This is a genomic window from Limnoraphis robusta BA-68 BA1 (assembly GCF_034932365.1).
Classification (GTDB): Bacteria; Cyanobacteriota; Cyanobacteriia; order Cyanobacteriales; family Microcoleaceae; genus Capilliphycus; species Capilliphycus robustus.
The window spans coordinates 56,084-69,402 of sequence record NZ_JAYGHR010000077.1; the positions used below are offsets into that span (position 1 = coordinate 56,084).

The 13,319-nt window shown below is 44.6% G+C and carries 14 protein-coding genes; 7 read left to right on the top strand and 7 right to left on the bottom strand.

All coding sequences use genetic code 11. The features are described 5' to 3' along the window. The first annotated feature begins 306 nt into the window (after positions 1–306). Positions 307–2,460 carry a polyphosphate kinase 1 gene (ppk1, locus tag VB836_RS22545; protein WP_323222720.1) on the top strand — a complete coding sequence of 718 codons (2,154 nt, stop codon included), beginning with the start codon at positions 307–309 and terminating at the stop codon, positions 2,458–2,460. A gap of 54 nt (positions 2,461–2,514) precedes the next feature. On the opposite strand, the gene VB836_RS22550 is transcribed toward ppk1, so the two are convergent. The 5 genes from VB836_RS22550 to gpmI form a co-directional block, all read right to left on the bottom strand. Further along, a complete protein-coding gene (locus VB836_RS22550; protein ID WP_323222722.1) occupies positions 2,515–3,231 on the bottom strand; it encodes a matrixin family metalloprotease in 717 nt (238 codons plus the stop codon). 17 nt (positions 3,232–3,248) lie between these two features. Then, entirely contained in the window at positions 3,249–3,476 is a 228-nt protein-coding gene (secG, locus tag VB836_RS22555) for a preprotein translocase subunit SecG (RefSeq protein ID WP_046279035.1), read from the bottom strand. A 337-nt stretch (positions 3,477–3,813) separates the two neighbouring features. Further along, on the bottom strand, positions 3,814–4,413 hold the full coding sequence (locus tag VB836_RS22560; RefSeq protein WP_323222724.1) for a BlaI/MecI/CopY family transcriptional regulator: 600 nt from the start codon (positions 4,411–4,413) through the stop codon (positions 3,814–3,816). Between the two features lie 101 nt (positions 4,414–4,514). Next, positions 4,515–5,696 (bottom strand): RNA-guided endonuclease InsQ/TnpB family protein, encoded by a 1,182-nt coding sequence (locus tag VB836_RS22565; RefSeq protein ID WP_323222726.1) that lies wholly within the window; start codon positions 5,694–5,696, stop codon positions 4,515–4,517. 244 nt (positions 5,697–5,940) lie between these two features. Continuing rightward, entirely contained in the window at positions 5,941–7,539 is a 1,599-nt protein-coding gene (gene gpmI, locus VB836_RS22570) for a 2,3-bisphosphoglycerate-independent phosphoglycerate mutase (RefSeq protein WP_323222728.1), read from the bottom strand. 240 nt (positions 7,540–7,779) lie between these two features. Between gpmI and VB836_RS22575 the strand changes: the two genes are divergently transcribed. The 5 genes from VB836_RS22575 to VB836_RS22595 all read left to right on the top strand — a co-directional run bounded on the left by VB836_RS22575 (position 7,780) and on the right by VB836_RS22595 (position 12,041). Next, positions 7,780–9,159, top strand: coding sequence for a hypothetical protein (locus VB836_RS22575; protein WP_323222730.1), 1,380 nt, complete (start codon positions 7,780–7,782; stop codon positions 9,157–9,159). 165 nt (positions 9,160–9,324) lie between these two features. Beyond that, positions 9,325–10,068, top strand: a complete 744-nt coding sequence (locus tag VB836_RS22580) for an MORN repeat-containing protein (protein ID WP_323222732.1) — start codon at positions 9,325–9,327, stop codon at positions 10,066–10,068. Positions 10,069–10,123: 55 nt separating this feature from the next. Beyond that, on the top strand, positions 10,124–10,744 hold the full coding sequence (locus VB836_RS22585) for a DUF6391 domain-containing protein (protein WP_323222734.1): 621 nt from the start codon (positions 10,124–10,126) through the stop codon (positions 10,742–10,744). Between the two features lie 103 nt (positions 10,745–10,847). Further along, entirely contained in the window at positions 10,848–11,153 is a 306-nt protein-coding gene (locus VB836_RS22590) for a photosystem I reaction center subunit IV (RefSeq protein WP_323222735.1), read from the top strand. Between the two features lie 3 nt (positions 11,154–11,156). Continuing rightward, the gene (locus VB836_RS22595; RefSeq protein ID WP_323222738.1) at positions 11,157–12,041 is read left to right on the top strand and encodes a DNA-formamidopyrimidine glycosylase; all 885 of its coding nucleotides are present in this window, start codon (positions 11,157–11,159) and stop codon (positions 12,039–12,041) included. A 25-nt stretch (positions 12,042–12,066) separates the two neighbouring features. On the opposite strand, the gene VB836_RS22600 is transcribed toward VB836_RS22595, so the two are convergent. Both VB836_RS22600 and VB836_RS22605 read right to left on the bottom strand, forming a co-directional pair. Next, positions 12,067–12,402 carry a XisI protein gene (locus VB836_RS22600; protein ID WP_323222739.1) on the bottom strand — a complete coding sequence of 112 codons (336 nt, stop codon included), beginning with the start codon at positions 12,400–12,402 and terminating at the stop codon, positions 12,067–12,069. Then, on the bottom strand, positions 12,390–12,806 hold the full coding sequence (locus tag VB836_RS22605) for an element excision factor XisH family protein (RefSeq protein WP_323222741.1): 417 nt from the start codon (positions 12,804–12,806) through the stop codon (positions 12,390–12,392). The genes VB836_RS22600 and VB836_RS22605 overlap by 13 nt, the downstream gene beginning before the upstream one ends. A 267-nt stretch (positions 12,807–13,073) precedes the next feature. Here VB836_RS22605 and VB836_RS22610 point away from each other — a divergent pair, with 267 nt between their 5' ends. Continuing rightward, positions 13,074–13,295, top strand: coding sequence for a hypothetical protein (locus tag VB836_RS22610; protein WP_323222743.1), 222 nt, complete (start codon positions 13,074–13,076; stop codon positions 13,293–13,295). Positions 13,296–13,319: the final 24 nt, after the last annotated feature.

Sequence of the window (13,319 nt, forward strand, 5' to 3'; positions counted from 1 at the left end):
ACTTTGTGTCTTAGTGGTGAGTATTCAAAACACCTCAAAAGGATTTTGAGTGGGTATAATCTTGAAAAAATTGGGTAATTCAATTAATTGATCACTCATTTCATAACAAAAAAAAGTAAAATTTAATCATCAAAATACCGATTTCTCTACAAAAGCCAAAGTTTAACATTTTGTTAACGACTGGCTCCCAGACCAATGGTACACTGCTCATAGTAATAGCAACATACCTCTGTACTTTCTCCCCTCTGCACCCGCAATTGCAGTGATTAATGGCAGCGATATGACTACCTGTTTACAATAAAGACTATGGCAAAAGCAGAAAAAACCGAAACCAAGGCATCTGACAACATCAATTTAAGCGATCCGAAATACTACTTAAATCGAGAATTGAGTTGGCTAGAATTTAACCGTCGCGTTTTAGCAGAAGCTCTAGACCCTCGTACTCCTGTAATTGAGCGTCTGAAGTTTTTAGCGATCTATAGCTCTAACCTCGATGAATTCTTCATGGTGCGGGTAGCAGGTTTGAAGCGACAAAAAGAAGCCCAAGTTAACAAGTTAACACCAGACGGTCGCACACCGCAACAGCAGCTTAACGAAATTCATCAAAAACTGTTGCCGATGGTCTCTGAGCAACACAAATTTTTTGATAAAACCCTCAGACCCGAACTGGTTAACTTTGGTGTTCACTTACTCAACTATATTGATCTCAACCAAGAACAGCGAACTTACTTACAAAGCTATTTTGAGGAGCAAATTTTTCCGGTTCTCACTCCGTTAGCCATTGACCGCAGTCATCCCTTTCCCTACATCTCTAACCTCAGCCTCAATTTAGCCGTTGTTCTGAAAAATCCCGAAACGAAAGAAGACTTACTCGCTCGGGTCAAAGTCCCCAAACTTCTGCCTCGGTTTATTTCACTTCCAGAGAACCTACGTGTCAAAAAAGACGACCAAAATAGCGTCTGGACAGGAGTTCCCCTAGAACAAGTCATCGCCCATAACCTGGAAACTCTCTTTCCGGGAATGGATATCTTAGAATATCATCCCTTCCGCATTACCCGCGATGCCGACTTATCGGTTCAGGAAGATGAAGGGGATGACTTGTTATTAGTGATCGAGCAAGAACTGCGGAAACGTCGCGTCGGTGGGTCGGTGGTGCGAATGGAAATCAATCCGACTATGCCGACTTCTATCAAAGAAATGCTCTATGAGGAGATGGAGTTAGAAGCAGAAGATATTTACACCGTTGAGGGAATATTGGGTTTAAAAGATCTCATGTCATTTATGGGACTTCCTTTACCCCAACTAAAAGACAAGCCTTGGAGTTCTGTTTTACCGCGATGGCTACAACAAACCGAAGATGTTTTTGACTCGTCGGAAAACGGCGAAGCCGCCAAAGATATTTTTGCCACCATTCGCCAGAAAGATGTATTTGTGCATCATCCCTATCAATCTTTCTCCGGCACCGTTCAACGGTTCATCGAACAAGCCGCTTATGATCCAGATGTGTTGGCGATTAAAATGACGCTGTACCGCACCTCTGGAGACTCTCCCATTGTTAACGCGCTAATTGCGGCAGCCGAAAACGGTAAACAAGTCGCTGCCCTTGTGGAATTAAAAGCCCGCTTTGATGAAGAGAATAACATTCAATGGGCGCGTAAGCTTGAAAGTAGTGGCGTTCATGTGGTTTATGGCGTTGTTGGACTGAAAACCCATACCAAAGTTGTGATGGTGGTTCGTCAAGAAGAAGGGAAAATTCGTCGCTATGTTCACATCGGTACGGGGAACTATAACCCGAAAACGGCAAAACTTTATACGGATATCGGGATTTTTACTTGTCGTCAAGAGTTAGGTGCGGATCTCACGGATTTATTTAATTTCCTCACCGGACATTCTCGACAACAATCTTACCGGAAACTGTTGATTGCTCCGGTGAATATGCGCGATCGCTTTTTAACGTTTATTCGTCGCGAGATCGAACAAGCCCACAAGAAGCAAACGGGTCGTATTGTTGCGAAGATGAACTCTTTAGTCGATCAGAAGATTATTTCGACTTTATACGAAGCCTCTCGCGCAGGTGTGTCGATTGATTTAATTGTCCGAGGCATTTGCTGCTTGCGTCCGGGTGTGAAGGGCATTAGTGACAATATCAAAGTGATTAGTATTGTCGGGCGTTTCCTCGAACATTCTCGGATTTTTTACTTCTATAATGGAGGTCAAGAAGAGGTGTATATTGGATCAGCAGACTGGATGCCTCGAAATCTAGATCGACGGGTAGAAGCGATCGCTCCGGTTGAAGATCCAGAAATTGCTAAAGATTTACAAGAAGTCTTGGGAATTATGCTCTGTGATAACCGTCAAGCTTGGGATTTACAACCCGATGGTGAATATGTTCGACGTCGTTCATCGGATAAAGAGTTGAGCGCTCAACAGATTCTGATGGAAACGGCTCTGAAAAGTTGAAGATTTGGGTTTATTCCCCTCTTGAATTCTGCCTAATTTAAGGGGGGTTTGTGTTTAACTTTTTTGGGAAGCCACTCGCCAACCTAAACGGGTGGGTTGCTGATAAATCTGCTTTAACGTGTTAATATCTCGGGCAGAAATCGGCGGCGGTTCTCGAACTTGAGCAAAATACATGACATCGGTTTGAGTCGGACTGTGACCCCAAATGCCTAACGCATGACCAAATTCGTGACGAGCGGCGGATGCGACATATTTTCCCGTTTGAGTCGGACTCAACCAAATCATAAACCGATGTGACAACATCTGAGTCCCATCTTCAAGTTGACGTACAAACACTTGATAACGGGTTTCGGCTGAACTCGCTCTGAGATTTCCGGCTTCTAAAGGGGGACGACGACGAATGACTTGAATATCGGCTAAGTTAGCGTCTTCAACCCGTTGTAGCGGTAAATAACGGTTCCACTCCCAAACCGCAGATTCAACTTCACTAGACCAGCTAGAGTCTGGATCGTTGCTTGGTTCAATGTAAACTCGAATCGGAAACTGCGACCAAATTAAATGACCCACCTTTGGCGGTTCTATATCCTCAAAGTAATCACCGCTATGAGTTGGGTCTTGCCATTGGGCGAGGACTGTGGGGAGAGGATGAGGTTGAATAGGAATGATATCTTCAACCGCAGAGGTGACTTTGGAGACGATGAGACTCAGACTCAAGACTAAGATAGCCCATCCCAGGATCAATCGTTGTCGCGCTCGATCGCATTTCCTCAAACCCCTTGTAACTCCCTCTAACCCACCCAACCTGCACTTAAAATAATCGTTAAGCCAATAAAAATAATGGCTAACATCCAAGTAATACGATTGAGAGTCGTTTCTGCACTTTTGCTACTGGTAAAGAGTTGAGCCTGTCCGCCAATACCGAGTCCATCTCCTTTAGGACTGTGTAATAAGACGAGAATCGTTAAACCTAGAGCAGACAATGCCCAAATGCCTTGTAAGATATCAGTCAGGGTCATGGTTCGCAGTTTGTGGTGAGTATTGATTGATCATTAAGACAGTTTAGCACATCATATTTATCAAGTAGTGACTTAGCTGTCTTTAAGTGAAAGTCTTTACGAGTTAAGCCAACTTTTTTGTGTTGCTTACCCAATTTTTGAATAGCTTTTTTACGTCGATTAGAACCTTTTTTGCGTCTTGACACCCTCATCTAATGGACTTTCATCTAGACAGTTTGCGAGGGACAGACCCGCAAGGAATAACCGGAGCATTTCTTATTTTCGCAGAACAACTCAATCCCAGGATGTGCTAGCCTAAATAATACTCCCAGTGCCAGAGTGCGTGTTAAGTGTTGTCTTAACTGTCCTGTTGAGCCGGATAATAAATAAACTGTTTTTCTTGCCCTTTTCTTTTAATTAATTCCTTCTCAACTAATGAATTTACAAACCTGTTAATAACACTATTGTTACGGTTAATTTTCTGCTCAATTTCATCAATTGTTAATCCCTGGGAATTGGCTTCAATCAGTTCCAATATGAGTTCACTTGTAGGCTTCTGTTTTAAGGTAATTTCAATTTTATTAATCAATTCTGAAAAATTTATGGGTACTTCATAGTAACCATCAGCTTCAATAGATTGCCACCAGTCTTGCTTGTAATACTTGGGAAGACACACTGTAATTAATACGGGAATATTCAGAGTTTTGGGATTCTTTTTCAGCTCCGGTATGACTGTCCAAAATATAGAAGAATCTTCTACAAGCATCAAATCAGGTTGTTCTTTTTCAAGCCATTGAATCAGTTCACACTTGTGAGCCTCATTAATCTGTATAACCCCATCAATTTTTGAAGTACCTAGACCTATACATTTGACTTGATATCCACAACGTTCAAGCAAACGAGGTGTGCGCTGAACACCACTCATCGGGTCTGGTACAACGCATATATTAAACATCATCTATACTCGGCTCAAAACGATAAAACTATGACTCATGTAATTGAAGATTTCATTGACTGCTTTATAAAACTGATATAACGCGGTACAAACCGTGTTAACGTTTACTTCCTGTCTTGCAAAGTTCCTTCTCGAGCGGTTTCCGCCGAGATCGGACTTTGCGCTGCATCACCCCGGACTGTCAGCAGCACCCGGTCAGACAGGCATTTCACCAAGAAGCCCTCGGCATAACCTTCTAAATTTAGGCTGGCATTTAAATCACGGTCAACGCTTACACCGCAATTATTACAGTTGAAAACTCGTTCTTTCAGTGCTATTTCTTGAACGTGACCGCAACTTGAACAGGTTTTAGTTGACGGATAGAATCTATGAGCAAAAACTACGCTTGAACCATACCACTCAGACTTATACTCAACTTGGCGACGAATTTCAGAAAAAGCAGAATCAGCAATAGCACCCGCTAACTTATGATTTTTCAACATCCCAGAAACATTCAAGTCTTCTAACCCGATGACTGCGTGGTTTTTGCATAGCCATGAGGTGAGTTTGTGAATTGTATCTTTCCGAATGTTGACAATTCTTTGATAAGCTTTTGCTAATTTGAGCTTGGCTTTATTCCTGTTTTTTGAACCCTTCTGTTTTCTCGAGAGTTCGCGTTGAAGTCTGGCTAGATTTTTTTGCGCTTTTTTGTGGGCTGCTGGGTTAACAAAAACAGTACCATCTGAACAGGTCGCCAATACCTTAACCCCAACATCAACACCCAGGTATTCTCTTGATTTTACAGTCTGTTCAGGCTCAAATTCGTAAGCGACAGACAAATACCAAGAATCAGCGCTCCTGCTTATTGTGACTCGTTTGGTTTGAATTTCAGGAAGGGCTTCGTAAGTGTTAACCCATCCAATGAAAGGAAGCTTCAATCTCTTCCCCGAAAACCTCATTACCTTGCCACAGTTATCAATCGTAAAGCTATCGTTTCTGCCTTTTTTCTTGAATTTAGGATGTTCAGCAATGCCTTGAAAAAATCGGCTAAATGCTTCTCCCAAGTGCATGAAGGCAAATTGATAAACTCTAGAACTTAGCGTTGACTGCCAGGAATATTGAGGTTTGACGTGATTGGTGTAGAACTTTTTTAGCTTATTTGCAGAAGGTTTTAAACCCTGTTTGTAAGCTTCATTCCAGAGATTTAAAGCCCAATTCCAAACCCATCTAGAATATCCGGCGTGGGTCGCCATTAAAGTCTTCTGTTTGTTGTTCAGTTTTAACTTGGTATGATAGGCTCGTTGCATAGATCTATTATCTGCTCTTACAGATAGTACCGTGTTGTACCATAAATCGTCTACTAAGTTACTGCTCTCTTGAGGTTAAAAGTGGTGATTCCGACGCTCGAAGACTCGCTAACGCTTCGCTATCATCGACCCACTGCCCTGTTAATCCTACAGATTGATTGGGTTGTGGGTCAATTCGTCATCACCCCGCAATTCATCTGATCACCTAGCCTTCGGGTAGGTCAGAGGCTTCAAGCGGTTCAAGCTAAACCCGAACCCTCAGAGGTGTGCGACTTTCTTTGACTTCAAAACCCGCAGGTAAAATCATCGAACGTCCAGTCATTTCTTCCGGTTGAGGAAGTTTGAGAATTTCCAGAATGGTGGGCGCAATATCGGCTAAACAGCCATCGGTTCGCAGGGGAACATCGCCGCCATGAGCGGGAATTTTTAACTTTTCCCCTTCCACCAAAATAAACGGAACGGGGTTAATGGTGTGAGCCGTCCAGGGATTACCCTGTTCATCGCGCATATATTCAGCATTCCCATGATCGGCGATAATAATTGCTGTTCCACCTGCTTTGTTAATACTTTCGATCAAACGTCCCAAACATTTATCAACCGTCTCAACGGCTTTGACCGCCTTATCCATCATTCCCGTGTGACCGACCATATCTGGGTTTGCATAGTTGATCACAATCATTGAATAGATGCCTTTTTTTACGGCTTCAATGGCGACATCGGTGACATCTACGGCAGACATTTCTGGGGATTCATCGTAAGTTGCTACAGCCGGAGAAGGAATTAACTCTCGATCTTCCCCTTCAAAGGGTTGTTCTAAACCGCCATTAAAAAAGTAGGTGACATGGGCATATTTTTCGGTTTCGGCGGTGCGGAACTGCTTCAAACCATGAGCGGAGATCACCTCTCCCAAAATCTTATTGAGGTTTTGGGGTTCAAACGCCACCAGCACGGGAAAACTGGCATCGTATTGTGTAAAGGTCGCAAAAGTCAGAGGTTGAATGAGTTCTCGCTCAAAGCTGTTAAAATTGGGGTCTACAAAGACTTGAGTGAGTTGTCGCGCTCGATCTGGACGGAAATTAAAGAAAATTACGCCATCTCCAGCTTCAACCGCTCCTGGAGTTAGCCGAATGGGAAGGACAAACTCATCGGTTATTCCTTCGTCGTAGGAACGTTGTAAGATCTCTACGGCTGAGAGTTCTGTTCCCTGGCCATCAACGGTCATATTGATATAGGCTTTTTGAGTGCGATCCCAACGGTTATCCCGATCCATCGCATAGTAACGCCCACTCACCGTTACAATTTGCCCTAAACCGATTTGATCGATATGGTCTTGAATTTGCTGGAGTGCTTTAATACCATCTTTAGGATTGGTGTCGCGACCATCTGTAATTGCATGAATACAAACTTGAGAAACACCTTTTTGTTGAGCTAAATCTAACAATCCCAAGAGATGCTGGAGATGGGAATGAACCCCACCATCTGAACACAACCCCACGAGATGTAATTTTCCGTCTCGTTCTCGAACCTCTTGACACACCTTGACTAAGGCTCGATTGTCAAGAATCGTACCCTCTTCTACGGCATCTGTAATTCTAACTAATTCCTGGGGAACCACTCGCCCCGCTCCGATATTCAGATGACCGACTTCAGAATTTCCCATCTGACCTTCTGGCAAGCCCACAGCCTTTCCAGAAGCGCGAATTAATGTTCTAGGATAAGCAGTCCATAGACTATCCATGACAGGCGTGTTACCTACCGCTATGGCATTTCCGTCCGTCTGTTCACGATAGCCCCAGCCGTCTAGAATAATGAGTACAACGGGAGATACAGACACTGATGCCATGCAAAGTTATCCTATCTACAAAAGGTGTCACCGACATCATACCATTGACGCTATCGAAAAACAGTTTAATACTGATACAAAAGACGCAAAAGATCAGGAATTCCTGTAGAATTAGGAATATATAACTAAGGGAGTAGAAAAATAGAACTCCCCTGGGAATAGTAATATTGACGAAGTGGCTGAATCGGTTAAACTTTGGCTATCCTTAAAATTATTATCAAACTGTTTCAGGGAGGGGCAATGCGTAAAGTTTTGTTAGTGGTGGCATTAGGGTTGTTGACGATTGGGATAGGTAGCTGTGGTTCCCAAGAAGAAGAGGTAACTGAACAAACAACAGAAACTACTCCTTCACCGGAAAGTTCACCAGCCCAACCCGAAACCCCATCAGAAGAAACAGAACAAACAGGTGAACCCGAAGCCGCTCAAGACCCCGAAAAAGCTCCTTTTGAGGAACCTTTAGTTGAACAGCAGAAAGAAGAAACGGCGGCAAAAGCGGGTTTGATTCAGTCTACCAAACCTGAAGAACGATTGCTTCAGCTCAAAGGAAGTACCAATGGCAATGGTACACCCGCAGCAGCAGCCGGAGTTCCCAATCAGACGATCAGCGATCCTTTTGGCGTTCTTCCGCCTTTGATTGTTCAACAAACTCCCGATCCAGAAGAAGCCGCAGAGTCTCTGGCGCTTACCGCCCGAGAAGTTCCATCTATTCCAGATGTTCCGATCGCCACCCTCCCCCCTCAATGGACGGTTGCCGCAGTACCCACGAACAGCCAAAATGGGACTCAAGTTCAAGGAACTGCATCTCCCAATCTTTCTCCCAGACAAGTGCCTTCCCTACCTGAACTCCCTGTCGCTCAACGCCCTCCTCAAGCCAGAAGTCCCCAAGCTACGACACCTAGAACCCCAAGAACTCCACAGCCAACACCGGGACAAACAGCCAGACCAACCCCAGCTCAAGCTCCTCCCCGAACTCCTCAAGCACCCGGACAAACAGCAAGACGAACCCCAGCTCAAGCTCCTCCCCGAACGGCTCAAGCACCCGGACAAACAGCCAGACAAGCCCCAGCTCAAGCTCCTCCCCGAACGGCTCAAGCACCCGGACAAACAGCCAGACAAGCCCCAGCTCAAGCTCCTCCCCAGCTTCCAGTCCCACCTAGACCCCCGCAAATTCCAGATTTGACCGTTGCTCAGGTGCCGAGCCTCCCAGAACTGCCTCCGATAACCGAACCCTTACCCCAGTGGCGTGATCCGAATGCTCCTCTGACTCCCCCACCAACCGCCGTAGCCCCTGCTACTCCCGTCCTGCCCCCTCCGCCTTCAATTGAGATTGCCAAAGCGATTTCCGTGACAGGCGTGATGCAAGTCGGCGATCAAACCCGAGTCATCCTTAAAGCCCCCACCGAACCCACCAGTCGCTATGTCAGCGTCGGACAAACGATTGCCAATGGGCAGGTATTAGTTAAACGAGTGAAGTTTAATGTTGGTAGTGAACCGATTGTGATTTTTGAGCAAAACGGTGTAGAAGTCGCTGTAGAAGTGGGTACATTTGAACAAACAGACGAGCAACAGAATTTAATTCAGCCTTCTGAGCCCAGTATCAATACGATGGCTCCCTCTTGAACTGGGTACAATAGAAACAATTCCAACTCAAATAAGAGTCAATCTTTATACCGAGGAGATAGGGATCTGGGGTAAGTTGATCAGGACTGTGATTCATCAGTGTCAGTAGAACTTGCCCCCGCTTGTCAACAACAAATATAGTAAAATTCAACAGCAATAGGAGCTATGTTTCGCTTAGTTCAAAAACTGGGATTTTTGAGTTTAACCCTTGTTAGCGTTGGAATTGGAGTTGATATCCTCACTTCTACTCCCGCAAACGCACAAGCACAACCAGAAGGAAAACGTCCTCCGGTTTGTGAAGGGCAACTGCCCACAGGTTCGGTCAAGTGTAATTATGAGGGCGGCGACAACTACCAAGGTAGCTTTGTCAATGGTCGCCCCGAAGGACGAGGCATTTATGTCTATAGCAATGGCGATCGCTACGAAGGCGAATTTCGCAACGGTTTACCCAATGGCCAAGGGGTATTTATCTTTTCAGATGATGCCCGTATAGTTGGTGTCTTTCAAGAGGGAAATATTACCCAAGGAACCGTAATCTTTACCAACGGCGATCGCTACGTCGGACAGTTCAAAATTGTGCGAGACGTCGCTAGCGGACAAGGCAGTAGTCAGCCTCACGGTAGTGGAGAATTTATCTATAGCAACGGCGATCGCTTTGCTGGAGAATTCTTCGCCGGACAACCCTTTGGTGAAGGCAGCTTTACCCGCAAAGATGGCTCTCGCTGTCAAGGACAATTTTTTAACGAAGCGCTCGACGGTAAAGGAACTTGTACTTTTCCGAACGGACTTCGCTATGAAGGCGAATTTCGCGGCGGTATTCCTCACGGCCCAGGAACCCTAATTGATACCGCAGGCAAGCGACTACCGGGAACCTTTCGAGATGGTAAAAAAGTAGGAAATCCTTCTTAAAGCAATCAAAAAGGACTTCTGCTTGTCTACTTAACATGATGGAGAACTTTAGATAATGACAACGGCGACTTCTCATTCAGCCTCAGCTTATTCATTCCCCTTTGAGTTTGCGCCCAGTTCAACCCAAGATCGCGATCTGTTGCGCCAATTGAACTTTGTTCCGGGTGTTAAAGAAATCTTGATGACTCGACAAGTTCACGCCTTAGAACACGCCACCGTTTGGGTGTTGAGTGAATGGGCAAATGAAGGTGCAGCCACCGGAGACGAAGATCGTCTGGGCGGAATGTCAACAGCCGAAGGATTTTATCTCTATGGGCGCGTTCAGAGCGATCGCCTCAGACAAGCGGTAGAAACAGCCCAGCACCGTCTGACAGCCGGAGAATGGGATCTCGCTGTTCATCCGCGATGTGGTACCAATCTCTCAGTCGGAATGCTACTGACTGGTGGAGTGGCGATGGGCATTCATTTAGCTTTACCCAAAGGGCCAGTTGAACAGCTTTTGGCTTTAGGAGTCGCAGCCGGAGTGGCCACCCAACTTTCTCCAGAGTTAGGCAGTTGGGCGCAGCGATACCTGACCACTGCCATTCCCTTTAACCTACAAGTCTCGGAAATCTCCATTGTGCAGGACTTCTGGGGACGTTCAGCCCATTTTGTCGCCGCCCATTGGAGAGACTAGCAATAAAACTTAAAGACTCATTTGCACCGAGACAGCAGATCCAGTAGTACCCTGAACAATACAAGGCTTTATTCATCAATTTAGAAACGAGGAAGATAAGCTAATGGTTGAACGTGGTTCTAAAGTTCGTATTTTGCGGAAAGAGTCCTACTGGTATCAAGAAGTAGGTACTGTCGCTTCCGTTGACAAAAGCGGTATTAAATACCCCGTTATTGTCCGTTTTGATAAAGTCAACTACACAGGCATCAACACCAATAACTTCGCAGAAAGTGAAGTTGTAGAAGTTGGTACGGGTTCGGCTGCACCTCGCGGTCAACAAACACCCGTCGCTGCTGCTACCCGACGCACGGGCCAAGGAGCTGGCAAACCTGATGTCCCTGGCGATCCCAACCAAGGCGTTGAAAATTAGTCTGTGCCTGAATTGCCCGAGGTAGAAACGGTTAAAGGGGGCCTGAATCAGGTTTCCCGGAATCAGATTATTCAGGGTGGGGAAGTGTTGCTTAAACGCACCATTGCTCACCCTGTTTCTATTGATGAGTTTATTCGCGAATTATCAGGAAAAGCGATCGCCGGATGGTATCGACGCGGTAAATATTTATTAGCAGAATTTCAGGCTAATCCTGAAAATCAGCAACAACAACAATTTTCGGATTTACAAACTTTCCCCAATGGCGGGTTAGCGGTTCATCTGCGGATGACAGGTCAACTGTTGTGGGTGAGTCAAGATGAACCTGTGAGTAAACATACGCGAGTCCGGCTGTTTTTCCCCAATCAACAGGAACTCCGTTTTGTCGATCAACGCACCTTCGGCAAAATCTGGGGAATTCCAAATAGCATCCCCGTTTCAAAGATTGTCACAGGTTTACAGAATTTGGGGCCAGAACCCTTTTCAGAAGAATTTTCGATAAAATACCTCACCGATCAATTTAACCGCCGTCAGCGCCCGATTAAAACGGCGTTACTCGATCAAAAACTGGTTGCCGGGGTGGGGAATATTTATGCCGATGAGACTTTATTTCTGAGTGGAATACAACCCACAACCCTTTGTGCAGATTTAACCCCCTCACAAATTCTAACGCTACATTCTCAACTGATTCAAGTTCTCAAAACGGCGATTGATGCAGGTGGAAGTACAATTCGTAACTTTCTAAATGTTTCTGGAGTCAACGGTAATTATGCAGGACAGGCTTGGGTTTATAATAGAGCAGGTCAACCGTGTCGAGTCTGTGAAACGCCGATTGAACGTTTAAAAATGGCAGGACGTTCCGCTCATTTTTGTCCTCGCTGTCAGCCTTAAATTGTGCGCCAACGTTCTGAACAATTTAAGCGATAGAAAAATAGGTTAAATGGCGACTTTTTGGGCGAATAAATCCCAAAACAATATCTTCTTTAGGAATGTTTAGTTCTAAGAGTTCTAATGCAATTCCTGTTTCCGTTCCATCCGACTCAATCCAAATTTTTTCTCCAAAAATTCGCAGATGCAAGACAACGGCGTGAACTCGCCCTGTTCGATCCCATCCTGTATCCAGCAACAGGTAATTATCCGTTATCGGATCGCAAAGCAATAGTGCTTCAATGTCTCCATGACTGGGTTTATGTTGGGCGTGTTTTTGGAGGATTTGGGTAATAATTTTTCGGTAATGTTCTAATTTATCCATTGAATAATCACCTCCTGTTCCGGATCGAAAATGATAAAATGAATGCTTTGATCGCTGACAATATCTTGAATGGCTGGTTTTTGAAAAAAATCTTGGTAAACCTCTTGAGAAATTGCCAAATATAATTGTCGGTCTGGGTTAACACGACGCAATATGCTTCTATACATATTATACTGACCAATTGCTTTTTGGAGTTCGGTGACTTGTGAAGGACTGTTAAAAACTTTGATTTCTACCGCAATTTTCTGTTCCGATCTCTCGGCAGCCAATAGTTTTTCTGCTCCCAAGTCTGCATACAAACGCAGTCCTTTATATTCTAAAGTAAAAGGATCGTCAGTGATAGTCCAGCTATCTTTGCTCAACGCATTTTTAACTTCGTCGTGATACAAATCATATTGGGGCATTATTGAAATTGACAGTTTTATTTCTTGTTTTTCAGGATATAATTATAGGTTTGCATTGACTTTTGTCATGCTTGCTTTTGCTATTATACCACTCAATTCGTTAACTGGCTAAATGTCGAAACAAGAGAGCGATCGCCTCTGATAGCCTGAGTGTTTGGGTAGTCTGGACGTATCCAAGAGTCAGAGGGAGGAATGCTTTTAAACCCCGAACTGGATGACACCGTGATAAAATGTTAAGTATCCCGTTCAGAATTACAAGGATATCTAATGGGCGTTAAAGGCATAAAACGAGGGAGAACTATTGAAATATTTGAGGATATCAATATTCCTGACGGTCAAGAAATTATAATTGCAATTGAGACGGAGGGGGGTTTTTGGAAAAGTCTCGATCACTTTCGGCAAGAACTTGATTCTGAGGGAATATGGATCGAACCCGAAGTTTTTGAGAACCTGCGAGATTCTTCATCGGGTCGAGAAGTGATTTTATGAGTTTACGTTTTTTAAGGGAGTTCC